The organism is Gordonia sp. ABKF26, assembly GCF_041103195.1.
Taxonomy (GTDB): domain Bacteria; phylum Actinomycetota; class Actinomycetes; order Mycobacteriales; family Mycobacteriaceae; genus Gordonia; species Gordonia terrae.
Genome location: NZ_JBGCVZ010000003.1, coordinates 2,064,356 through 2,087,359, shown reverse-complemented (window position 1 = coordinate 2,087,359; position 23,004 = coordinate 2,064,356). Strand labels below are relative to the sequence as shown.

General features: G+C 67.6%; 20 protein-coding genes. 18 read left to right on the top strand and 2 right to left on the bottom strand.

Features of this window, described 5'->3' with window-relative positions:
- Positions 1 to 18 precede the first annotated feature (18 nt).
- The 14 genes from AB4Z55_RS09690 (at position 19) to AB4Z55_RS09625 (ending at position 17,333) form a co-directional block, all read left to right on the top strand.
- Positions 19 to 1,185: a helix-turn-helix transcriptional regulator gene (locus AB4Z55_RS09690; protein ID WP_004023475.1), complete on the top strand. Its 1,167-nt coding sequence runs from the start codon at positions 19 to 21 to the stop codon at positions 1,183 to 1,185.
- A gap of 176 nt (positions 1,186 to 1,361) precedes the next feature.
- Entirely contained in the window at positions 1,362 to 2,999 is a 1,638-nt protein-coding gene (locus tag AB4Z55_RS09685; RefSeq protein WP_004023476.1) for an aromatic/alkene/methane monooxygenase hydroxylase/oxygenase subunit alpha, read from the top strand.
- A gap of 101 nt (positions 3,000 to 3,100) precedes the next feature.
- On the top strand, positions 3,101 to 4,141 hold the full coding sequence (locus AB4Z55_RS09680) for a 2Fe-2S iron-sulfur cluster-binding protein (RefSeq protein WP_239404073.1): 1,041 nt from the start codon (positions 3,101 to 3,103) through the stop codon (positions 4,139 to 4,141).
- A gap of 47 nt (positions 4,142 to 4,188) precedes the next feature.
- Positions 4,189 to 5,307, top strand: a complete 1,119-nt coding sequence (locus AB4Z55_RS09675) for an aromatic/alkene monooxygenase hydroxylase subunit beta (RefSeq protein ID WP_004023478.1) — start codon at positions 4,189 to 4,191, stop codon at positions 5,305 to 5,307.
- Positions 5,308 to 5,309: 2 nt separating this feature from the next.
- Positions 5,310 to 5,648, top strand: coding sequence for a propane 2-monooxygenase effector subunit MimD (gene mimD, locus AB4Z55_RS09670; protein WP_172622110.1), 339 nt, complete (start codon positions 5,310 to 5,312; stop codon positions 5,646 to 5,648).
- Between the two features lie 180 nt (positions 5,649 to 5,828).
- Positions 5,829 to 6,875 (top strand): amidohydrolase family protein, encoded by a 1,047-nt coding sequence (locus tag AB4Z55_RS09665; protein ID WP_004023480.1) that lies wholly within the window; start codon positions 5,829 to 5,831, stop codon positions 6,873 to 6,875.
- A complete protein-coding gene (locus AB4Z55_RS09660) occupies positions 6,872 to 7,672 on the top strand; it encodes an iron-sulfur cluster assembly protein (protein ID WP_239404070.1) in 801 nt (266 codons plus the stop codon). The genes AB4Z55_RS09665 and AB4Z55_RS09660 overlap by 4 nt, the downstream gene beginning before the upstream one ends.
- A gap of 3 nt (positions 7,673 to 7,675) precedes the next feature.
- Positions 7,676 to 8,701, top strand: coding sequence for an NAD(P)-dependent alcohol dehydrogenase (locus tag AB4Z55_RS09655; protein WP_004023482.1), 1,026 nt, complete (start codon positions 7,676 to 7,678; stop codon positions 8,699 to 8,701).
- Positions 8,702 to 8,809: 108 nt separating this feature from the next.
- Positions 8,810 to 10,462, top strand: coding sequence for a chaperonin GroEL (groL, locus tag AB4Z55_RS09650; RefSeq protein WP_248643227.1), 1,653 nt, complete (start codon positions 8,810 to 8,812; stop codon positions 10,460 to 10,462).
- A 304-nt stretch (positions 10,463 to 10,766) separates the two neighbouring features.
- The gene (locus AB4Z55_RS09645; RefSeq protein WP_248643228.1) at positions 10,767 to 12,560 is read left to right on the top strand and encodes a sigma-54-dependent Fis family transcriptional regulator; all 1,794 of its coding nucleotides are present in this window, start codon (positions 10,767 to 10,769) and stop codon (positions 12,558 to 12,560) included.
- A 115-nt stretch (positions 12,561 to 12,675) separates the two neighbouring features.
- On the top strand, positions 12,676 to 14,454 hold the full coding sequence (locus tag AB4Z55_RS09640) for an acyl-CoA dehydrogenase (RefSeq protein ID WP_369519624.1): 1,779 nt from the start codon (positions 12,676 to 12,678) through the stop codon (positions 14,452 to 14,454).
- A 63-nt stretch (positions 14,455 to 14,517) separates the two neighbouring features.
- Positions 14,518 to 15,279 (top strand): SDR family NAD(P)-dependent oxidoreductase, encoded by a 762-nt coding sequence (locus tag AB4Z55_RS09635; RefSeq protein WP_369519623.1) that lies wholly within the window; start codon positions 14,518 to 14,520, stop codon positions 15,277 to 15,279.
- Between the two features lie 31 nt (positions 15,280 to 15,310).
- Positions 15,311 to 15,841 carry a PH domain-containing protein gene (locus AB4Z55_RS09630; protein WP_369519622.1) on the top strand — a complete coding sequence of 177 codons (531 nt, stop codon included), beginning with the start codon at positions 15,311 to 15,313 and terminating at the stop codon, positions 15,839 to 15,841.
- On the top strand, positions 15,828 to 17,333 hold the full coding sequence (locus AB4Z55_RS09625) for a PH domain-containing protein (RefSeq protein ID WP_369519621.1): 1,506 nt from the start codon (positions 15,828 to 15,830) through the stop codon (positions 17,331 to 17,333). Before AB4Z55_RS09630 ends, AB4Z55_RS09625 begins: the two co-directional genes overlap by 14 nt.
- 27 nt (positions 17,334 to 17,360) lie before the next feature.
- On the opposite strand, the gene chrA is transcribed toward AB4Z55_RS09625, so the two are convergent.
- Positions 17,361 to 18,800: a chromate efflux transporter gene (gene chrA / locus AB4Z55_RS09620; protein WP_354562935.1), complete on the bottom strand. Its 1,440-nt coding sequence runs from the start codon at positions 18,798 to 18,800 to the stop codon at positions 17,361 to 17,363.
- A gap of 174 nt (positions 18,801 to 18,974) precedes the next feature.
- On the opposite strand from chrA, the gene AB4Z55_RS09615 reads away from it, so the two are divergent.
- From AB4Z55_RS09615 to AB4Z55_RS09600, 4 genes are all read left to right on the top strand, one after another.
- The gene (locus AB4Z55_RS09615) at positions 18,975 to 19,451 is read left to right on the top strand and encodes a Chromate resistance protein ChrB (protein ID WP_239399310.1); all 477 of its coding nucleotides are present in this window, start codon (positions 18,975 to 18,977) and stop codon (positions 19,449 to 19,451) included.
- Complete coding sequence (locus AB4Z55_RS09610) at positions 19,448 to 19,879, top strand: chromate resistance protein ChrB domain-containing protein (RefSeq protein ID WP_064570885.1); 432 nt, start codon at positions 19,448 to 19,450, stop codon at positions 19,877 to 19,879. Before AB4Z55_RS09615 ends, AB4Z55_RS09610 begins: the two co-directional genes overlap by 4 nt.
- A gap of 149 nt (positions 19,880 to 20,028) precedes the next feature.
- On the top strand, positions 20,029 to 21,861 hold the full coding sequence (locus AB4Z55_RS09605) for an FAD-dependent oxidoreductase (protein WP_369519620.1): 1,833 nt from the start codon (positions 20,029 to 20,031) through the stop codon (positions 21,859 to 21,861).
- A 40-nt stretch (positions 21,862 to 21,901) separates the two neighbouring features.
- Complete coding sequence (locus AB4Z55_RS09600; protein ID WP_033205172.1) at positions 21,902 to 22,552, top strand: TetR/AcrR family transcriptional regulator; 651 nt, start codon at positions 21,902 to 21,904, stop codon at positions 22,550 to 22,552.
- On the opposite strand, the gene AB4Z55_RS09595 is transcribed toward AB4Z55_RS09600, so the two are convergent.
- Entirely contained in the window at positions 22,501 to 23,001 is a 501-nt protein-coding gene (locus AB4Z55_RS09595; RefSeq protein WP_369519619.1) for an NUDIX domain-containing protein, read from the bottom strand. The two genes, AB4Z55_RS09600 and AB4Z55_RS09595, sit on opposite strands and share 52 nt — an antisense overlap.
- Positions 23,002 to 23,004 lie beyond the last annotated feature (3 nt).

Sequence of the window (23,004 nt, the reverse complement as noted above, 5' to 3'; positions counted from 1 at the left end):
CACGCCGACAATTGTCGGATGACATCGAGTCTGACCGCCGAGCGTGTGCGCCGCGACATCGAGGTCGTGGCCCACGCCGGCCTGACTCTCGACGAGTTCTTCGCCGAGACCGTGGCCTCGCTGGGCCGCGCGGTGCCCGCCGACGCCTTCTGCATCGGCACCTTCGATCCCAACACCGTGCTGCTGACCAGCGCCCGCAAGTACGGCGCACTGCTCGGCCAGGATCATCGGGATCCCGATTGGGGCCTCCTCGAGTACGGTCAGGTGGAGCCGACCGCGTTCCGTCAGATGGTCGCCGAGAGGCGCGACGCAGTCGGCATGAAGATGCTCGAACGAGATGCGCCGGAACACTCGAACCGCATGTCGCAGTTGATGATCCCGGAGTACTGCTTCCACGACGAGGCGAGGCTCGTACTGCGCGACGGCGACCGGGCGTGGGCCGGTATCTCGCTGTTCCGCAGCGGTTCCGGATGCCGGCCGTTCGATTCCGACGAAGTGGAGTTCCTGGCCTCGCTGTCACGCACGCTCGCACACGGCGTCCGGGTCGGCCTGCTGAGCAGCGTGGTCGCCGACATGCCGAGCGTGCCGGGTCCGGTTCCCGCGGCCGTGCACGGCCCGGCGGTCCTGATCATCGACCGCAGCAACGAGATCGTCCAGATGAGCGCCGGCAGCCAGGAGCGCATCGCCGACCTCGCGTCCGGTCCCAACGGTGCGGCGGTGATGAACCCCATCTACGGCCTGATCGGGGCCGCACGACGGTACGGGTCCGGTGAGTCCTCCGTCCCGCCGCGCCTCCGGGTGCGGGGTGCGTCGGGCATGTGGCTGGTCATCCACGCATCGCCGCTGTCATCGGCCGACGGCCGGGTGGGCGAGGTCGTGGTGACGATCGAGGAGGCGCGCCCGCCCGAGATCATTCCGCTGGTCGTCGAGGCATTCGGGCTCACCGCTCGCGAACGCGACGTCACGCAGATGGTGCTGCAGAGCGTGGCCACCAAGGACATCGCCACCGCCCTGCACGTCTCGGCCTACACCGTGCAGGACCACCTGAAATCCATCTTCGACAAGGCCGGCGTCCGCAGCAGACGCGAGCTGATCGCGCGGATCTACTTCGATCAGTACGCCCAACGTCTCAACGAACCGCTGTTGCCGTCCGGATCGTTCGCCGCAGCCGACAACGAGCTGTAGCGAGCTCCTCCCCCTCCGAACCCCCAACGAACCCGCCCTGTGCGCGCCGCACTCGGCGGGTTCGTTGTCGTCGTCTCACAGTGAGACGTTTGTAATCCACGTCACAGGGTTGTATCGAAGTCGCTCCAGTCCATGCGGGCCGGCAGTCCGCCGGCTCTCCACCAAGGAGGCGCACTTTGAGCAGGCAGAGCTTGACAAAAGCCCATGCGAAGATCACCGAGTTGTCCTGGGAGCCCACCTTCGCCACCCCGGCCACCCGGTTCGGTACCGACTACACATTCGAGAAGGCCCCCAAGAAGGATCCGCTCAAGCAGATCATGCGGTCGTACTTCCCGATGGAGGAGGAAAAGGACAACCGCGTGTACGGCGCCATGGACGGCGCCATCCGCGGCAACATGTTCCGCCAGGTGCAGGAACGTTGGCTGGAATGGCAGAAGCTGTTCCTGTCGATCATCCCGTTCCCCGAGATCTCTGCGGCCCGCGCGATGCCGATGGCCATCGACGCCGTCCCCAATCCCGAGATCCACAATGGCCTGGCCGTGCAGATGATCGACGAGGTTCGTCATTCGACGATCCAGATGAACCTCAAGAAGCTGTACATGAACAACTACATCGACCCGGCCGGCTTCGACATCACCGAGAAGGCGTTCGCCAACAACTACGCCGGCACCATCGGCCGCCAGTTCGGCGAGGGTTTCATCACCGGCGACGCCATCACCGCGGCCAACATCTACTTGACCGTCGTCGCCGAAACAGCCTTCACCAACACGCTTTTCGTCGCCATGCCCGACGAGGCCGCCGCCAACGGCGACTACCTGCTGCCGACCGTGTTCCACTCCGTCCAGTCCGACGAGTCGCGACACATCTCCAACGGCTACTCGATCCTGCTCATGGCACTCGCCGACGAGCGCAACCGCCCCCTGCTGGAGCGCGACCTGCGCTACGCATGGTGGAACAATCACTGCGTCGTCGACGCCGCCATCGGCACGTTCATCGAGTACGGCACCAAGGACCGTCGCAAGGATCGCGAGAGCTACGCCGAGATGTGGCGTCGCTGGATCTACGACGACTACTACCGCAGTTACCTTCTGCCGCTGGAGAAGTACGGGCTCACCATCCCGCACGACCTTGTCGAGGAGGCGTGGAACCGGATCACCAACAAGCACTACGTCCACGAGGTCGCCCGCTTCTTCGCCACCGGCTGGCCGGTCAACTACTGGCGCATCGACGCCATGACCGACAAGGACTTCGAGTGGTTCGAGCACAAATACCCCGGCTGGTACAACAAGTTCGGCAAGTGGTGGGAGAACTACAACCGGCTCGCCTACCCGGGCCGCAACAAGCCGATCGCCTTCGAAGAGGTCGGGTACGAGTACCCGCACCGGTGCTGGACCTGCATGGTGCCCGCCCTCATCCGCGAGGACATGGTCACCGAGAAGGTCGACAACCAGTGGCGCACGTACTGCTCGGAGACCTGCTACTGGACCGATGCGGTGGCGTTCCGGGGCGAGTACGAGGGTCGTGAGACCCCGAACATGGGTCGCCTCACCGGTTTCCGTGAATGGGAGACGCTCCATCACGGCAAGGATCTCGCCGACATCATCCAGGACCTGGGTTATGTCCGAGATGACGGCAAGACCTTGATCCCGCAGCCGCACCTCGATCTGGACCCGAAGAAGATGTGGACGCTCGACGATGTCCGCGGCAACGTCTTCAACAGCCCGAACGTGCTGCTCAACGAGATGTCCGACGAGGAACGGGACGCCCACATCGCGGCGTACCGCGCCAACACCAACGGGGCCGTTCCGGCCTGAGGCGGCAGGGGTGGTGGACGGCGCGAACCTCCGCAACCGCGCCGTCCACCACATCCGCAACTGAACCGTTTCGTCGCAATTCCCTTCGCTCAGGAGCTTCCGTGGCCGACACACATCGCATCAACTTCGCCCCCGTCGACATCGAGATGGAGGTGGGCGAGGACGAGACCATCCTCGACGCCGCATTCCGGCAGGGCATCCACCTCATGCACGGGTGCCGGGAGGGTCGGTGCTCGGCGTGCAAGTCCTACATGCTCGACGGCGACGTCCAGATGGACGACTACTCGACCTTCGCCTGCAACGACGCCGAAGAGGCCGAGGGGTACGTCCTGCTCTGCCGCACCTATGCCTACAGCGACTGCGACATCGAGTTGCTGAACTTCGACGAGGACGAATTGCTCGGCGGCGCACCGATCCAGGACGTCAAGACCCGCGTCGCGGCGGTCGAGTCGATGACCAAGGACATCGTCTCTCTTCGTCTGGACGTCGTCGAGCCGGCGACCTTCGAGTTCAAACCCGGCCAGTACGTGGACCTCTCGATCCCCGGGACGGATGAGAAGCGGTCATTCTCGATCGCCACCACGCAATCCACCCCGGACACACTCGAGTTCCTCATCAAGAAGTATCCGGGCGGCGTGTTCGCCGGCATGCTCGAGAGCGGACTCGAACCGGGCACCGAGATCATGGTCAACGGTCCCTACGGATCGTGCACCCTCCGCAACGGACATGTGCTCCCGCTCGTCTGCATCGGCGGGGGCGCGGGCATGGCACCGCTGCTGTCGCTTCTGCGGCACATCAGCGAAGCCGGAATTCAGCGCCCGGTGCGCTTCTACTACGGCGCTCGCACCGCGGCCGATCTGTTCTGTCTCGACGAGATCGCCTCGCTCGGTGAGAAGATCGCCGACTTCAGCTTCACCGCATGTTTGTCCGAGTCCGCCGCCGACGCACCCGCAGGCGTCTCGGTGGCCGAGGGCAACGTCACCGACATCGTCAACGAATGCGAATCCGACCTGTCCCGAACGGAGGTGTATTTCTGCGGACCCCCGCCCATGGTCGACGCGGCGTTGGCTCTCGCCGAACAACATTCGGTGCCCCGTGACCAGATCTTCTATGACAGTTTCACCAGCCCGGCATTCGACTAGCCCACTCAGATCCCCGACAGCCGCCGACATCCCGAGGAGCGCGCAGTATGTCCGCACCCACCGCACCCAAACCCAACCAGCGGGAACGCAGTTTCCCGTCCATCGAGTTCACCGACGCCGAGGCCGGCGCCAAGGACTTCCCGAGTTCGAAGAGCCGTAAATACAGCTATTACCAGCCGGCCAAGAAGCGGGCGACGACGTACGAGGACGTGACCGTCGATGTGCAGCCCGATCCCGAACGGCACCTGAGTCAGGGCTGGATCTATGGCTTCGGCAACGGTCCCGGCGGCTACCCGCAGGAGTGGACGACGGCGAAGTCGAGCAACTGGCACGCCTTCCTCGACCCGAACGAGGAGTGGGACCAGACGATCTACCGGAACAACTCGGCGGTCGTCCACCAGGTCGACCTGTGCCTGCAGAACGCCAAACGGGCACGCGCCTACGATTCCTGGAATTCGCCGTGGCTCAAGTTCATCGAGCGCAACCTCGGCGCCTGGATGCACGCCGAGAACGGGTTGGCGCTGCATGTGTTCACCTCCATCCAGCGGTCCGGACCGACCAACATGATCAACACCGCCGTGGCGGTGAACGCCGCGCACAAGATGCGCTTCGCCCAGGATCTCGCACTGTTCAACCTCGACTTGTCCGAGGCCGAGGAGGAATTCGACGGCGGGGCGCACAAAGAGGTGTGGCAGGCAGCGCCGGAGTGGCAGCCGACCCGCGAGGTCGTCGAGCGTCTCACGGCGGTCGGCGACTGGTGCGAGCTCCTCTTCGCCACCAACATCGTCTTCGAGCAGCTCGTCGGATCGCTGTTCCGTTCGGAGCTGGTCATGCAGGTCGCCGCCCGAAACGGCGACTACATCACCCCCACCATCGTCGGCACCGGTGAGTACGACTACGACCGCGACCTGGCCTACACCCGGAGCCTGTTCCGAATCCTCACTCGCGACGGGGAATTCGGAGATCAGAACAAGGAGCTGTTCGCCCAGTGGCTCGCCGTGTGGGTACCCCGGTGCCTCGAGGCGGCCCGTGCGCTGCAACCGATCTGGTCCCAGCCGGCCGACAAGTCGATCACCTTCGCCACCAGCCTGGACGCGGCGACCGCCAAGTTCACCGACCTGCTGACATCCATCGATGTCGCCATCCCCGAGGAGTTGACCAAGTGACCATGCAATTCGGCGCGGAGACCGAGTTCTCCAACATGTGCGGCGTGACGCTGATGAACACCCCGATCGGCCGCGTCGTCGCCGACGTCATGGGTTCGAAGGACGGGGTCGAACTCACCGAGTACCCGTCGATGATCCGCGTGGACGGGGTCAACCGGCTCGAGTTCGACTACGACGAGCTGACCGACGCACTCGGCCAGGACTTCGACGGATCGATCTTCGAGGAGATCAGCTCGACCCATTACGGGCGGATGGTGCACCTCGACGACCGGACCTTCCTGTTCGCCAGCCCGGAGGACGCCGCCGAGTACATCGGTTTCGACCTCACCGCCCAGAGCTGAGAACTCGCACCAGGCCTGCGTCGTGACCGCCGGCGGACCGTTCCCGGCGGTCACGACGTACACCAAACCATCTCTTCCAGCCCCTGTCCCCCGCCCCGCCGACCACATCCGAGACAGCCCGGCACCACCCGCCGAGACCACCCCGCCGAGACCACAGCCCACGATCGTCAGGAGCACACGATGTACGAGAAGAATGGCGACAAGTACTTCATCGTCGACGCCCACGTCCATCTCTGGGACGGACGCGAATCCAACCAGAAGAACATCCACGGCAAGCAGTTCATCGATTGCTTCTACGACTATCACCGCAACCTCAGCCCCGAGGACAAGGTGTGGGACTACGACACCTACACCTACTACGGCCCGGACCGGCTGATGCGTGACCTCTTCGAGGAGGGCCCGGCCGACCACGCGATCTTCCAGGCCACCATGCTGAGCGACTTCTACGTCAACGGTTTCGCGCAGGTCGACGACTCGCTGAAACTGTGCGAGGACAATCCCGGTCTGCTGACCTACAACCACGCCTACGATCCCCGGCACGGCGAGGCGGGTCTCGAGCAGTTGCGCCGCGACGCCGAGGTGATGAACCTCAAGGGGGTCAAGCTCTACACCGCCGAATGGTTCGGTGACTCACGCGGATACAAGCTCGACGACGCCTGGTCGCGCCGCTATCTCGAGGAGTGCATCAAGCTCGGCATCAAGAACGTCCACATCCACAAGGGCCCCACCATCCGGCCGCTCGACCGCGACGCCTTCGACGTCGCCGACGTCGACAAGGTGGCCACCGACTATCTCGACCTCAATTTCGTCGTCGAGCACGTCGGTCTCCCGCGGCTGGAGGACTTCTGCTGGATCGCGACCCAGGAGTCGAATGTGTTCGGCGGCCTGGCCGTGGCCATCCCGTTCATCCACACCCGCCCGCGGTACTTCGCCCAGATCATCGGTGAGCTCCTGTACTGGATCGGCGAGGACAAGATCCTCTTCGCCAGCGACTACGCGCTGTGGACACCGCAATGGCTGGTCGAGCGGTTCGTGGATTTCCAGATCCCGGAGGACATGACCGAGTACGCGCCGATCACCGTCGAGCAGAAGAAGAAGATCCTCGGTCTCAACGCAGCCGCGCTGTACCCGCACATCGAGGTGCCCGAAGAACTTCGATTGCCCACGAGCGCAGCCGATCCGGATGCCGAGGTGGCCGCGGGCGCGAAGGATGCGGTGAACGCATGACCGCGCTGGACCATCGTCCGGCGCCCGGCGTCGAACACCCGACCCGTCTCGAGCACGACATCCTGGCCGCGCTGGACACGGTCCTCGACCCCGAACTCGACGAGCCGATCACCGATCTCGCCTTCGTCCGGTCGATCCTGATCGACGACGCCGGGGTGACGGTCCACCTGCGACTGCCCACCTCGTTCTGCTCGCCGAACTTCGCCTACCTGATGGGATCGGACGCCCTCGACGCGCTCGAGGACATCGACGGGATCGGCCAGGTCCGGGTCCTGCTCGACGACCACCACGACAGCGACAAGATCAACGCCGGCCTCGACGCCCACGCGGGATACCGGGGCACATTCGGGGTGGAGGCACTCGACAGTCTCGACGAGCTGCGACTCACGTTCCGGCGCAAGGCACACACCGCCGCGATGGAGCGTTGCGTCGCAGCCGAGATCACCGCCGGACGGGTCCTGGTCGCCGAGGTCGAGCGTCTCGCGCTCCGCGATCTCCCGCGCGGCCACCGGAAGTCGGCGTTGGTGCGCCGGCGGATGGAGCTGGGACTCAGCGTCTGTCCCAACAGCCTTGTGGTCGTCGACGAGGAGGGACGCCCGTTGCCCGCCGAGCAGGTGCCCATGCGCCTGCGTTTCGCACGGTCCGTGCGGATCTCGATGGAGGGCAACAGCCACTTCTGCCGCGGCCTGCTCGCCACCCGCTACGCCGACGACACCGTCTGCGACGGCCGGAGCGGACCCGTCATCACCGATCTGCGGGCCACGCGCAGCGGCACCACCCGAACGGAACAGGAGTAGATCATGCGCGCAGTACAGGTCGTGGGCTACCACGACAAGTTGCAACTCAACGAGGTCCCGGCGCCGGAGGTGACCGGCCCCCTCGACGTGATCGTGAAGATCGGTGGCGCCGGGGTGTGCCGCACGGACCTGCACATCCTCGAGGGGCAGTGGGAGGAGAAATCCGGTGTGTCGCTGCCGTACACGATCGGGCACGAGAACGCCGGCTGGGTCGACGCGATCGGGGACGCGGTCACCAACGTCGCCGTCGGCGACAAGGTGATCCTGCACCCACTCATCACGTGCGGCCTGTGTCGAGCGTGCCGGTTCGGCGACGACGTCCACTGCGAGAACAGCCAGTTCCCCGGCATCGACACCAACGGCGGGTACGCCGAGTATCTGAAGACCACCGCCCGCAGCGTCGTCCGGATCGACGATTCGCTCGAGCCCGCCGACGTCGCGGCACTCGCCGACGCGGGCCTCACCGCCTATCACGCCGCCGCCAAGGTCGCGCGTATGACGCGGCCCGGTGACACCTGCGTGGTGATCGGCGCCGGAGGACTGGGCCACATCGGGATTCAGGTCCTCGCCGCCATCTCTGCCGTCCGGCTCATCGTGGTGGACCGCAACCCCGATGCCGTCGAACTCGCCCAGCAGATCGGGGCCGACGTCGGCATCGTCGCCGACGGCACACACGTCGACAAGGTCCTCGAACTCACCGGCGGGCACGGCGCCGAGGCCGTGCTCGACTTCGTCGGAGAGGGCGGGGCCACCGCCGAGGGCACCGCGATGCTGCGGCGCGCAGGCAACTTCTTCGTCGTCGGTTACGGCGAGAACATCGACGTGCCGACCATCGACGTCATCTCGACCGAGATCAACTACATCGGCAACCTCGTCGGTTCCTACAACGACCTCGGGGAGCTGATGGACCTCGCCGCACGGGGAAAGGTCAAGCTGCACACCAGCACCTACGCCCTCGACGACTTCCAGCAGGCCCTCGACGACCTCGACGCCGGCCGGGTCCGCGGACGGGCGATCCTCGTTCCCTGACCCTTCGTGACGCTCGCAAGCTCGCTCCTCAGGGAGCGGAGGGATGAGCAGCACAACAGATTCACCGCAGTACACAGCCGAGAACACCGAACGAAAGGCAGGACGACCATGGCCAAGGAGTTGCGCTACAACGCCGAAGCGCGGCTGCGGCTCGAGCGAGGGGTCAATGCACTCGCCGACGCGGTCAAGGTGACGCTGGGACCGAAGGGACGCAACGCCGTCCTGGAGAAGCTCACCGGCCCTCCCACCATCACCAACGACGGGGTGACCATCGCCCGCGAGATCCAGTTGCGCGACCCGTTCGCCAACATGGGCGCCCAGTTGGTCAAGGAAGTGGCGATGAAGACCAACGGGGTGGTCGGTGACGGCACCACCACCGCAACCGTGTTGGCGCAGGCGATGGTTCGCGAAGGTCTGCGTGCGGTCGAGCAGGGCGCCAACCCGATGCGGGTGCGGCGCGGCATCGAACGTGCCATCGCCACCGTGATCGAGTCGCTGTCGGAGCAGTCCGTCGCGCTCGGCGGTCGCAGCGACCTCGAGCGGATCGCCACCCTGGCCGCCAGCGACGACGAGGTGATCGGGTCCGCGATCGCGGCGGCCGTGGAATACGTCGGGCGCAACGGCGTCATCACGACCGAGGAGAGCGACACGCTCGGGCTCGGAGTCGACGTCGTCGACGGCATCGAGTTCGACCACGGGTACATCTCGGGTTACATGGTCACCAATCACGAACGCATGGAAGCGGTTCTCGAGAACCCGGTGGTCCTGCTCACGAACAAGAAGATCACCACGGTCCAGGAGATCATGCCGAGCATCGAGGCGGCCAAACGCGCCGACCGACCGCTGCTGGTCCTCGCCGAGGACGTCGACGGCCCGGCACTGCAACTCCTCGTCGGCGGCAACATGCACAAGACGATGCAGTCGGTGGTGGTCCGTGCCCCGGGCTTCGGGCATCGGCGTGTCGCCGAACTCGAGGACCTCGCCGTCGCCCTGGGCGGTCAGGTGATCGCCAAGGACACCGGTCTGGAGCTATCGGAGGTGTCCGTCGAGCAGCTCGGCACGTGCGACCGGGTGACCATCACCGAGGACGCGACGACGATCGTCGGCGCGCGTGGCGACCAGGGTCTCGTCGACGCGCGCGTGGCCCAGCTCGAGGCACAGCACGGCCGTGCCCGCATCGACGCCGACCGCGACAGCCTGGAACTCCGGATCGCGCGGCTGACCGGCCGGGTGGCGGTGATCCGGGTCGGCGGGGTCACCAGTGTCGAACTCAAGGAACGCATGCTTCGCGTGGAGGACGCGCTCGCCGCCACGCGTGCAGCGGTCGAGGACGGCATCGTCTCCGGCGGCGGGACGGCCCTGGCCCAGGCGCACCGGGCCCTCGAGTCGATCGCCGACGTTTCGGGCGACGAGGGCGTCGGCGTCGACGTGGTCCGCCGCTCCATGGCCGAACCGCTCTTCTGGATCGCGACCAACGCCGGGTTCGACGGCGACGAGGTGGTCCGGGTGGTGAGCGGACTGCCGACGGGACACGGCTTCAACGCGATGAGCGGCGGCTACGGCGACATGTTCGACGAGGGAGTCATCGACCCGGCGAAGGTCACCAAGGCGGCGCTGGAGAGCGCGGCGTCCATCGCGGCCCTGCTCATCACCACCGAGACGGCCGTCGTCGAGGAGGTCCTGACCCACCCCGGCGCCATCGAGGCACCCGGCTTCGGCGACCTCGCCGAGGGGATGGTCCGGCCCTCCAACATCTACTAGCGCCGACATCCACTGGCGCGGACACCCGAACCGCCGCCGGCCGTCCACCCCGGCCGGCGGCCACCGACCCCGGCGGGGACGTCACCGCACAACGGTGACGGGGGCCGGTCGCGATCGGAATTCGTTCTCGGCGTCGATCGCGGCCGGCCCACTGCCGGGCCGTCGGCGGGACCGTGCAACCCAGGGGCGTCCGGACCAACCGGCTCGCCGGACTCGTACCCGGTTCGACGCCCGTCACCAGCACTTATTCTGTACACTGCTGTTGATGTGAGACGTACATCACAGTAGGGAGTTGTCTACCGCGGTGAAGCACCAGCCCACAGCCCAGGCCCGCAGATCGACCACCTTCGTCGCACGTGCGCGCGAGCGTTTCCTCAGCGACGACGAAGTCCCTGACGACCGCATCGACGGCACCGTCCGCGATGCCATCTCCACCTCATGGCGGCGCTCGCGCTCCTTCAAGGTGCAGGCAGACCGCCTCGAGTTGCCGTTCGTCCGGGAACCGAACACCGACAGCCCACTCATGAGCGCCGCCCGCCCGGTGCTCGATCAGCTGGCCATTGATCTGTCGGACGAACCGGTGAGCATCATCCTCACCTCGCCGGACGGTGTCGTGCTGTCGCGCGCGGCCGGCAGCGGTGAACTCCTCACCCAACTCGACGCCGTATCCCTCGCGCCCGGTTACAGCTACAGCGAAGAACACGCCGGTACCAACGGAATCGGCACCGCACTGGAGTCGAGGCAGGCAACCCTCGTCACCGGACCCGAGCACTACGCGGGCGCTCTCGCCCAGTTGAGCTGTGCCGGCGTCCCGATCCGGAATCCGTTCTCCGGCGGCATCGTCGGCGCGCTCGACCTCACCGGCTGGGTCGAGGAGGGCGGTTCGCTGCTGCTGTCGCTGGCCAAGTCGGCCACCGTCCAAATCGAACAACAGATGCTGGCGAACGCCAGTGAGCGCGAATCACGCCTTCTCGCAGCCTACCTCGCCACCTGTCGACGAGCGCCCCAGATGATGGTCCTCGCGCTCGCCGCCGACGTCGTGCTGATGAACCGCCGGCTCCGCCAGAGCATCGACCCGCAGGACCAGGTGTCGATGCTCGAGCACGCGGTGGACCAGGCCCTCGACGCCGGTGCCGTCCGGCGCGTCAACACGCTGCCCAGCGGCCGCACGGTCCGGCTGGCGCCGGTCGCCGAATTCTCCGACACCGATGCCGGCATCGCGGTCTTCCACGTGCATTTGATGGACCCCGGGTCGTTCTCTGAACCACGCCGTCGACCGGCCGCGACCGCAACGCTGCCGGGGATCGTCGGCCGCAGTTCGTCGTGGCGGGAATGCTGCGACCGAATCGCGCAGCACGTCGGGGCGGGGCGCTGGATCGCGGTGTCGGGCGAGCGCGGAAGCGGCCGGGCCGCGGTGCTGCGCGCAGCCGCGGGCCAGTACCGCCGCGGCACCATCCGGGTCTTCTCCGCCGAGGATTTCTCCGACGCCGACACCCTCGACAGTTTCAGCGCCGAGATCGAGCGCGACGACTTCGCCATCATCCTGCGGGACATCGACGAGTTCGACGACGACATGCTCTTCGACGTCGCCGACGTGCTGCAGGGGCGCGAACACGCGGGATGGCTGGGCATCACGCTCAGTACCGTCGACACGCTGCCCGCCCTCGGCGCGACGCTGCTGCCGTTCTTCTCCCACACCGTGGAGGTCCCGCCACTCCGGCATCGCATCGAGGATCTGCAGGTCCTGGTGCCCGCCATCCTGCGGCAACTCACCCGGGGGAAGGAACTCCCGGTCGCGCCGGACGCGATGCGCCAACTCAGCAAGTACACCTGGCCCGGCAACGTCGCCGAACTGCGACAGGCACTGCGCGACGTGGTCACCCATCACCGGTCCGGGACGATCACCGTCAAGCAGCTCCCCCCGACCTATCGGGCACAGAGCCGGCACACCCTCACCCGCATCGAAGCGCTCGAACGCGACGCCATCGTGCGCAGCCTGGAGGAGAACGGCCACAACAAACTGGCCGCCGCCCACGCGCTGGGCATCTCCCGCGCGACGATCTACCGCAAGATCAAGGAGTTCGGCATCGACGTCTGACGGCGGATGCCGCACGCACCGGGGTCTCGCGAGCGGCCGTGTCCGGCCGGGGCATGATGGACGGGCGACGGACATCCGAACCAGCGTCCGACCGCCCGATCCACGAGGAAGTGCGATGACCACACCCATGTCCCGGCAGGACCTCGAGTTCCTGCTGTATGAATGGCTCGACGTCGAGACCCTGACCTCCCGAGACCGTTTCGCCGCGCACTCACGCGAGACCTTCGACGCGGTCCTCGAACTCAGCGCCGACATCGCGATGAAGTGCTTCGCGCCCGCCAACAAGATCGGCGACGCCCACGAGCCCTACATCGGGGACGACGGCAAGGTCGTGCTGCCCGACGAGGTCGTCGCCGGCCTCGCCGAGTACCGCAAGGCAGGTCTGATCTCTGCCTCCTTCGACGACGAACTCGGCGGCATGCAGTTGCCGACCGTCATCCGCCAGGCCTCGGCCGTGTGGTTCCAGGCCGCGAACGCCGCCATGTCGTCGTACAACTTCCTCACCGTCGGCAATGCCAACCTGCTCGCCGAGTACGCCACCGACGAGCAGCGCGAGACCTGGGTCCGCCCCCTCGTCGAGGGCCGCTTCTCCGGCACGATGTGCCTGTCCGAACCACAGGCCGGGTCGTCGCTCGCCGACATCACCACCAAGGCCGAACCCGTCGGCGACGGCACCTACCGGATCACCGGCACCAAGATGTGGATCTCGGCCGGCGACCACGAGCTGACCGAGAACATCGTCCACCTCGTGCTGGCGAAGATCCCCGGCGGCGGCCCCGGCGTCAAGGGCATCTCCCTGTTCATCGTGCCCAAGTACCTCGCCGACGGAACCCGCAACGACGTCGCACTCGTCGGCCTCAACCACAAGATGGGCAACCGCGCCACCACCAACACCCTGCTCAACTTCGGCGACGGCACCTTCGGAGCCGACTCCGCTCCCGGTGCTGTTGGTTTTCTCGTCGGCGACGAGCACCGCGGCCTCTCCTACATGTTCCACATGATGAACGAGGCGCGCATCGGCGTCGGATTCCTCGCCACCGCACTGGGTTACGCCGGATACCGGGCCTCGCTCGACTACGCGAAGGTGCGCACCCAGGGCCGGCCCGTCGACCAGAAGGACCCGTCGACCAAGCCGGTGCCGATCATCGAACACGCCGACGTCCGGCGCATGCTGTTGGCGCAGAAGTCCTATGTGGAGGGCGCACTCGCCTTCGGGCTGTACTGCAGCGTCCTCGTCGACCAGGCTGCGACCGCCGCCGACGCCGCCGAACGAGCGCGGATCGAGTTGCTTCTCGAGGTGCTGACCCCGATCGCGAAGAGTTGGCCGTCGCAGTGGTGCCTCGAGGCCAACAGCCTCGCGATCCAGGTACACGGCGGCTACGGTTACACCCGCGAGTTCGATGTCGAACAGTACTACCGGGACAACCGTCTGAACCCCATCCACGAAGGCGCACACGGCATCCACGGGATCGACCTGCTCGGCCGCAAGGTGATCATGCAGGGCGGCGCCGGCCTCACGGCCCTGGCCGAGACCATCGAGGCCACCGTCGATCGTGCGCGCGGCGCAGACGGGCTGGCCGGTTACGCCGACGAGCTGCACTCCGTCGTGGACCGCCTGGTGAAGGTGACCGCGCACATCTGGTCGGCGGGCGACCCCAAGCTGTCGCTGGCCAACGCGACCGTCTACCTGGAGACCGCCGGGCACATCGTGATCGCCTGGATCTGGCTCGAACAGCTCCTCGCGGCCGGCAACCGGTCCGGCGACTTCTACGACGGAAAACGCGCTGCGGCACAGTACTTCTTCCGCTACGAGCTACCCAAGACCGGGCCGCAGCTCGACCTGCTGACCGCCCTCGACCGCACCACCCTCGACGTCGAGCCGTCCTGGTTCTGACGCGTTCCCGCGCCGCCGACGCGCCGCGTCGGAAGAGTTGCCGACTATCTAAGGGAGACAACGATGTCCGTGATGGATCTGTTCGACACCGCCGGCAAGGTGGTCATCGTGACCGGCGCCTCGTCCGGGCTGGGGGTCTCGTTCGCGCGTGGCTTCGCCGAGGCCGGTGCCGACGTGGTCCTCGCCGCACGGCGGGCGGAGAAGCTCGCAGACACCGCCGCGGCCGTCGAGGCGCTGGGCCGAAAGGCGTTGGTGGTACCCGCCGATGTCGCCGACCCCGAGCAGTGTCAACGCGTCGTCGACGCCGCGATGGAGACCTTCGGCAAGGTCGATGTACTCATCAACAACGCAGGCATCGGAACCGCGTTCCCGGCGACCCGCGAGACACCCGAACAGTTCCGCGGGGTCATCGACGTCAACCTGAACGGCTCCTACTGGATGGCCCAGGCCTGCGGTCGGGTCATGCAGCCGGGCAGCGCGATCATCAACATCTCGTCGATCCTCGGCATCACCACCGCCGGCCTGCCGCAGGCGGCGTACGCCGCGAGCAAGGCCGGCGTCATCGGACTCACCCGCGATCTCGCCCAGCAGTGGGGCGTGCGCAAGGGCATTCGGGTCAACGCCATCGCCCCCGGGTTCTTCGAGAGCGAGATGACCGACACCTACCAGCCCGGTTACCTCGACTCGCAGATGCCGCGGGTCCTGCTCGGCCGGACCGGACACGGCGAGGAACTCGCGGCCACCGCGATCTGGCTGTCGTCGGCGGCTGCCGGATACGTCACCGGTCAGACGCTCCCCGTCGACGGCGGCATCACGGTCACCTAGCGCCGGGGGGACCACCCCTAGACTGACGGCAATGGACCCTTCACCTGATCCGCAACTGCCGGCGCACGCCGAGGTGCATCCGACCCTGCGCGAACCGGCCAATCGGGTCGATCCGCGCGCGAAGACCCTGTGGCGCATCGGCCCGCTCGTCCTCGGCGTACTCGGCGTTGCCGCCGCCGTCGTCGTGGCCGTCGTGGTCGGCGAGGCTCGATGGATCGCGGCGCTCGCGGCCGTCGTCATCGCCGTCCTGGCCGCTGCCTACGCCGCGGTCGTCCCGCAGTGGCGCTACCGATTCCACCGGTGGGAGGTCAGCGACGACGCGGTGTACTCGCAGTCGGGATGGTTCGTCCGGCACCGCGTGATCATTCCCATCGCCCGGATCCAGGTGGTCGACACCGAGGCCGGCCCGATCGAGCAGTTCCTCGGCCTGGCGACGCTCACCGTGACCACGGCCTCGTCGGCGGGGACCATCCACGTCGCCGGCCTCGACGCCGAGGTCGCGCGGGCGACCGCCGCCGACCTGACCATCCGTACCCAGGCGTTCACCGATGACGCGACCTGACCGGTTCGTCGTCGACGGGCCCGACGACTGGCACCGGCTGTCGCCCTGGATGATGGCGGTCAAACCCGTCGAGCTGCTGCCCTCGCTGGTGCCGGTGGTCATCGCGCTGGTCTTCGCCGGGTCGGGCGCACCGCTGTTCACGCTGATCGCCACCGCGGTGATCGTGCCGTTCGTGACGGTCGTGCCGTGGCTGACCACGCGTTATCAGGTCACCGACGAACACGTCCGGGTGCGCAGCGGACTGATCACCCGCAAGGTCGCGACCGCGCGCCGGGACCGGATCCGCAGCGTCGACCTCACCGCCTCCCCCGTGCACCGCGTGCTGAAACTGCAGAAGGTCAAGATCGGTACCGGCGGCGACGACGAATCGTCGGCGGTCGTCCTGACGGCACTCACCGCCGACGAGGCGCGGGCGCTGCACGACAACCTGATGGCGACCCGCGCCCGTCGGGGGCCGTCGTCGCCGGCCGTCGGAGTCGCCCCCGCCGATCCGACCGCTCCGGAGCCCGACGTCGAGGTCCTGGCCCGGTTCCAGTCGTCCTGGTTGCGCTACTCTCCCTTTTCCGTCGCCGGCCTCGCGCTGGCCGCCGGTGCGGCCGGTCTCGCTGCCCAGATCGCCAATGACGCCGGCGTCTTCACCGAGGGGATCGGCATTGCGCGCGACGCCGTCGACGCGGTACGCGAGACCGCGATCGGCCTGGTCATCCTGGGGGTGTGCCTTGTGGTCGTCGTCGTCGGCGGGGTGCTCTCGGTCCTGGGTTATGTCCTGAACTACTGGAACTTCCGGCTCCTCCGCCACCCGGACGGGACGCTGCGCACCGAGCGCGGCCTGCTGACGACCAACGCGATCAGCTTCGACGAGCGGCGCATCCGGGGCAGTCACCTCACCGAGCCGGTCCTCATGCGACCGCTGAAAGGCGCTCGGCTCCAGGCGATCGCGACCGGCAGCACCAAACACCCGCTGCTGCTCCCGCCGGCGCCGATCGACGAGGCCATGCGCGTCGCCGGTCTCGTCACCCACGAACGAACCGAGCTGACCACCCCGCTCGTCGGACACGGGACCACCGCCCGACTGCGTCGCCTCAACCGCGGATTCCTCAGCGGGGCAGCCGCACTCGCCGTCATCGGCGTCGCCGTGGTCACCCACGCCATCCCGGCCCCATGGCTCGCGGTGGGTGTCGTCGCGGTCCTCGGCTCGACCGCACTCGGCATGGTCCGCGCCCGCCATCTCGGACACCGGTTGACGGCTCGTTCGGTGGTCATCGCCCCGCCGAGCGTCGCCCGGCAGCGCGTCGTCGTCGACCGGGACGGCGTGATCGGCTGGGCGAGCCGCACCTCACTGTTCCAGCGTCGGGCCGGCGTGACGACGCTGATCCTCGCCACCGCCGCGGGCGCCGAACACTACGCACTCGTCGACGTCGACGAGGAGACCGCGGCGGGCGTCGCCCACGAGGTGTCGCCCGACTGGATCCGACCGTTCCTGACGTCGTGACCGAGCCGGACAGCAGGTCGGGCTCGGTCAGGTCAGCGGCAGACCGACTGCCGCGGCGAGCAATCCGAGCACCGCGCAGACGGCCAGGGTGCGGAGCACGGACTGCTTGAGCGGGTAGATCAGGACGAAGGCGATCACGGTGATCACCACCGCGAGCGGCCGCAGGGTGTCCAGGTGTGGGACCGCGAGGTGCAACGGTCCGGCGGTGACGACCGTGGTGTCGCGGAAAAGCGTGTGCAGGGCGAAGTAGAGCGCGAGATTCGCGATCACACCGACCACCGCCGCGGTGACACCGTTCAGCGCGGACGTCAGATGCCGGTTGTTGCGCAGCTTCTCGATGAACGGCGCCCCGAGAAAGATGAACACGAAACTCGGCACGAAGGTGACCCAGGTGGTCAACAGCGCGCCGATCGTCGCCGCGACCCAGGGATCCAGTCCCCCGGGATCGCGGTAGGCGCCGAGGAACGCGACGAACTGGACGACCATGATGAGCGGGCCGGGCGTCGTCTCGGCGAGTCCCAGCCCGCGCACCATCTCGCCGGGGCTCACCCAGCCGTAGACGTCGACCGCCTGCTGGGCGATGTAGGCCAGGACGGCATAGGCACCGCCGAAGGTGATCAGCGCGGTCCAGGTGAAGAACGTGCCCTGCTGGGTGAACACACTGCCCGTCCCGGTGGTCGCCACGACGATGCCCATCGGGACGACCCAGGCCAGGACACCGAGCCCGAGCACGATCCCGGCGCGCCGCCACGACGGGGAGGCCGTGTGGATCGCGTCGTCGGCGATGACCGGCGCAGGGCCCTCGTCGGACGGTTCTGAGTCGGCCACTTCTCCGCCGGTGCCGACCCGATGGCGCCCGGTCAGCCAGCCGATGACACCGGCCACGACGATGACGATCGGAAAGGGCACGGCGAACACCGCGAGCGCGATGAAGGCGGCCACCGCGATCCCGATGTGCAACGGGCCGTGCAGCGCCCGCTTGCTGACCCGGGTGACCGCCTGGGCCACGATGGCCAGCACCGCCGGTCCGATACCGGCGAACAACCCGGCCACGATGGTGGTCGCCCCGAAGGCGACGTAGATCGCCGACAGTCCCAGGATCGCGATCGCGCCCGGGAGGACGAAGAGGATGCCGGCGATCAGCCCCCCGGCGGTGCCGTTGAGCAGCCAGCCGACGTAGATGGCGAGCTGCTGCGCCTCCGGGCCGGGCAGCAGCATGCAGTAGTTCAATGCGTGCAGGAATCGACGCTGACCGATCCAGCGTCGATCGTCGACCAGCGCCCGCTGCATCACCGCGATCTGTCCCGCGGGACCCCCGAAGGTCTGTAGGGAGATCAGGAACCACGCCCGCGTCGCGGCTCGGAGCGACACTCCTGCCGACGGGTCGACCTGAGGGCCCGCTTCCGGTGGCGCCTCCGGACGCCTCGAGGCGTCAGACCCTCCGGACACACCGGATCTCTCCGACATCGCCCACCCAACCCTTCTCACCTACCGCGTGCCTTCGGCGCCGCGTGTGTGCGCCAACCCAGCAGATGCAACCACGGTTACAATCATGTTGTCCAGGGTTGAACGCATGGTGATCGACGGGTCACGACATCGATGGCAGGCGCATGATCTGATGGCAAGGCGAGGGGGTGCTCGATGGCCGAAGACTGGGTGATGCTCGTGTACCGGGTGCCACGAGAACCGTCGACCCCGCGGATTGCCATCTGGCGCAAGCTCCGCAAGTACGGCGCGTACCAACTGACCGACGGGGTGGTGCTGCTGCCCGCGAGCCCCCGAACGCGCGAGCAGCTCGAATGGGTGGCCGAGGACGCGGTCAGCGCCGGGGGTTCGGGCGAGGTCTGGGAGGCCGCGCCCACCAATCCGTCCGAGTGCGAGCGAATTCGGACCGAACTCGAACTCGCGCGCGGCGCCGAATATGCCGACATCGTGGCCGAGGCACAATACGCGCTGGAGCACGCCGATCCCGCCAAACAGCTCGGCGCGCTGCGTCGCCGGCTCCGCGAGATCACCCGTCGGGACCACTTCCCGACCGAGTCCCGGGAGACGGCCCGGCAAGCGCTCCGCACACTGGCCGACCAGATCGCCGACACCGAACCCGCGCGGCCGTCATGAGGTGGGCGACGCGCGTCGGCGTACACATCGACCGGGCCGCCTGCGCATGGCTCATCCGCCGCTACATCGACCCCGCGGCAGAGTTCGTGTTCGTCACGAGTGCCTCCGAAATCCCCTCGGATGCCACACCTTTCGACATGCGCGGGGTCGAGCTGGGCCATCACGACGGCGACTGTACGTTCGAGACCATCCTCCGCATACACGATCTGGGCGACCCCGTTCTGTGGGCGATCGCCGAGATCGTTCACGAGGCCGACATCGAGGACGGTCGATACGACGCCCCGGAGGCGCCGGGACTCGACGTCGTCCTGCGCGGGTTGTCACTCTCCGGCGACGACGCCCGGACGCTTCAGGTCGCGGATGCCGTCTTCGACGGCCTGTACGAGTATTTCCGGCAGCGCACCCTCACCGGCCGCGAGCCGTCGTAGGCCCACGCCCCACGAGCCGCGCACCGACCCTGAGACGATTTTCCAAAACCGTCCGACCCCGCTTCGTGCTGTGGTAGACATCACACCAGATGAGTCAATGCTGACTGTTCTCGGTCGGCGGCGATCGTATCGACGAAGGGGTCGTGGGGATGTCGGACACCAAAACCAACTCGAAAGTGAACTCGCCGAACGGTTTTCCACGCCGATCCGTGCTGCGCGGCTCGGCTGCCGCTGCCGTGCTCGCCGGGACCGCGGTGGCGTTGCCGGGGATCGCCGTTCCCTCCGCACGGGCGGTGCCCCGCCACGGCGCCGGCCGCGGACGCGACGTGGCGATCTTCGGCGGCGGGATGGCCGGCCTGTCCGCGGCGCATGAACTCGTCGAGCGCGGTTTCACCGTCACCGTCTACGAGCCGTCGCGACTCGGCGGCAAAGCCTACAGCCACGACGTCCCGGGCACCGCGCAGGGCGGCCGCCTCGCGCTCCCCGGCGAACACGGCTTCCGCTTCTTCCCCGGCTGCTATCAGCACGTGCCCGACACCATGGAACGAATTCCCGTCGGTGGCAGCAATGTTCGTGACCGGCATCTCATCAACGTCGAGTCCGCGGTCATCGCCTTCGACGACGCCGGGTACGCCCCGACCACGGCCCCGGCATCGATCATGGGCTTTGTCCAGCATGCGAACGAGATCGTGACGCTCGACAATCTGCGCAACGCGTTCATGACCGGACTCAAGTTCGTCGTCGACGTCCCACCGCCCGAGCTGGCGTTCTTCGTCACCCGCGAACTGATCATCGCGACGAGTTGCACCGAGCGTCGGATCGGGCAGTGGGAGAACCAGTCTTGGATGCAGTTCGTGAAATCCAAGGGCAAGTCCCGCGCCTATCAGCGATACCTCGTGGGCGCGCTCACGCGGGCGCTCGTCGCGGCCAAACCCGACACCGCGTCGGCACGCACCATCGGTCAGATCGGCTTGGCACTGGCCACCTCGGCGACCGGACTCATCAGCGGCTACGACGCCGGGCTCGTGCACGGCGGTGTCGACCGAATCCTCAACCGTCCCACCAACCATGCATGGATCGACCCCTGGGTCGCCCACCTCCGCGGCCGCGGGGTGCGCTTCGAGATGGGGACCGGCCTCACGCGATTGAACCTCGCCGGCGGCCGCATCACCGGGGCGCAAGTGAGCTCGGGTGCGTCGGTGGATGCCGACTGGTACGTCGCCGCGATGCCGATCGACCGGCTCCGTCCGCTGCTGTCGCCCGAACTGGTCGACGCCGATCCGTCGCTGGCCGGTCTCCATGCGCTCAAGGACGACTGGATGGTCGGCATCCAGTACTTCCTCTCCCGCCGCGCCGACATGCCGCCGAGTCACATCGCCGCGCTGGGAACCCCGTGGGCGCTGACCGGCCTGTTCCAGGCGCGGCCGTGGAACGTCGACTTCGGGCGTACCTACGGGGACGGACGCGTGAAAGACTGTCTGTCCATGGACATCTCGGAATGGGAGAAGCCGGGCATCCTCTATGGCAAGCCCGCCAAACAGTGCACCCGGCAGGAGATCGCACGCGAGGTGTGGGCGCAGATGAGCCGCGCGATGAACTCCGGGGCTCGCAAACTCCTGCGCTCGGAGGAGATCGTCACCTGGTCCCTCGACCCCGGGATCTCCTGGTCGCCGTCCATCGCCAACGCCACCCCGCTCATGGTCAACACGGCCGGCTCGTACAAGAACCGGCCGCACGCCCACACGTCCATTCCGAATCTGTTCATCGGTGGCGACCACGTCCGGAGCAACATCGACCTCGCCACGATGGAGGGCGCCAACGAATCCGGGCGCCGGGTGACCAACGCGATCATCGCGGCCGCCGACAGTCCCGCCCGCGCGGCGACCGTGTTCCCGCTCTGGGAACTGCCGATGCTCGAACCGCTGAAGCAGATCGACCGCGACCGCTACCGGGCGGGACTCCCCCACATCCTCGACGTGTGACGCGTCGATGATCCGCGCCGCGCCGAACTACGATGCCTCCGTGACCACCTCTCCCGGCGCCGCCCGGCGGGCGCGGCAGCAACGCAGCGGGGTCACCCAGACCCGCATCCTCGACGCCGCGATCCGCGTCCTCGTCGACCGCGGATACGCCGCGGCGAGCACTGTGGCGATCCAGAACGAGGCGGGCGTCAGCCGCGGCCGGTTGTTGCACCACTACCCCTCGCGCGACGTGCTGCTGATGGCGGCGGTCGGACACCTCGCCCGGACCCGCATCGCCGAACTGCCCAGCCGCGTGGACTGGCCTGCCGACCCGATCCAGCGCATCGCGCTCGCGACCGATGTCGGGTGGTCGACGTTCCACCAGCCGTACTTCGTGGCGTCGATGGAGCTGTGGGTCGCGGCGCGGACGAACACCAACCTGCGGACGGCCCTCCTGCCGACCGAGCGGGAGATCGGACAGACCGTGCGCCGCGCAGTGGCCGGTTTCCTCGGTCCCGAGCTGACCGCGTCGCCACGCTACGCCGACCTCTATCCGCTGCTCCTGACCAGCATGCGCGGCGCGGCGACCACCTACCTCATCGACCGTCGCGACCCGCTGACCGATCCACACCTCCCGCTGTGGCGCGACCTCACCCGCGTCTACCTGCTCGGCGACAGCGCCTCGAGCAGCCGGTCGACGAACGGCGCCTGAGCGGGGTTCAGCCTGGTCCGCGCGAGATCGGTCGAGCACCACTCGGCGCGATCGATCTCGGGGAACGCCTGCATCCGGCCGGAGCGCGGCGGCCACATCAGATCGAAGGTGTTGCTGACGACCGTCGCCACGTCGAGGTCGCCTTCCACGGCGAACCCGGTCACGCGCTTGCCGCTCTTCAGGGTGACCTCGCCGAGTTCGATCGGCGGGCCGTCCGGAACCGGGCTGCCGATCTCCTCGGCGTATTCACGCCGGGCGGCGGACCACTCGTCCTCTCCCGGTTCGACGAGGCCCTTGGGCAGCGACCACGACCCGACGTCGGGCTTGCGCGCCCAGATCGGACCACCGGGGAACACGAGCAGGACCTCGACACCGGTGTCGGCGCCGTCCGCCGACGTTCGGCGATAGAGCAGGATTCCCGCGCTGCGGCGGGACGAGGTGGAGGTCACGGA

Coding starts and splice junctions, on each gene's coding strand:
- mimD (WP_172622110.1), top strand. CDS start 5,310: ATGCAATTCGGCGCGGAGACCGAGTTCTCCAACATGTGCGGCGTGACG.
- AB4Z55_RS09605 (WP_369519620.1), top strand. CDS start 20,029: ATGTCGGACACCAAAACCAACTCGAAAGTGAACTCGCCGAACGGTTTT.
- AB4Z55_RS09640 (WP_369519624.1), top strand. CDS start 12,676: ATGACCACACCCATGTCCCGGCAGGACCTCGAGTTCCTGCTGTATGAA.
- AB4Z55_RS09615 (WP_239399310.1), top strand. CDS start 18,975: ATGGCCGAAGACTGGGTGATGCTCGTGTACCGGGTGCCACGAGAACCG.
- AB4Z55_RS09660 (WP_239404070.1), top strand. CDS start 6,872: ATGACCGCGCTGGACCATCGTCCGGCGCCCGGCGTCGAACACCCGACC.
- AB4Z55_RS09690 (WP_004023475.1), top strand. CDS start 19: ATGACATCGAGTCTGACCGCCGAGCGTGTGCGCCGCGACATCGAGGTC.
- groL (WP_248643227.1), top strand. CDS start 8,810: ATGGCCAAGGAGTTGCGCTACAACGCCGAAGCGCGGCTGCGGCTCGAG.
- AB4Z55_RS09665 (WP_004023480.1), top strand. CDS start 5,829: ATGTACGAGAAGAATGGCGACAAGTACTTCATCGTCGACGCCCACGTC.
- AB4Z55_RS09655 (WP_004023482.1), top strand. CDS start 7,676: ATGCGCGCAGTACAGGTCGTGGGCTACCACGACAAGTTGCAACTCAAC.
- AB4Z55_RS09630 (WP_369519622.1), top strand. CDS start 15,311: ATGGACCCTTCACCTGATCCGCAACTGCCGGCGCACGCCGAGGTGCAT.
- AB4Z55_RS09625 (WP_369519621.1), top strand. CDS start 15,828: ATGACGCGACCTGACCGGTTCGTCGTCGACGGGCCCGACGACTGGCAC.
- AB4Z55_RS09635 (WP_369519623.1), top strand. CDS start 14,518: ATGTCCGTGATGGATCTGTTCGACACCGCCGGCAAGGTGGTCATCGTG.
- chrA (WP_354562935.1), bottom strand. CDS start 18,800: ATGTCGGAGAGATCCGGTGTGTCCGGAGGGTCTGACGCCTCGAGGCGT.
- AB4Z55_RS09610 (WP_064570885.1), top strand. CDS start 19,448: ATGAGGTGGGCGACGCGCGTCGGCGTACACATCGACCGGGCCGCCTGC.
- AB4Z55_RS09675 (WP_004023478.1), top strand. CDS start 4,189: ATGTCCGCACCCACCGCACCCAAACCCAACCAGCGGGAACGCAGTTTC.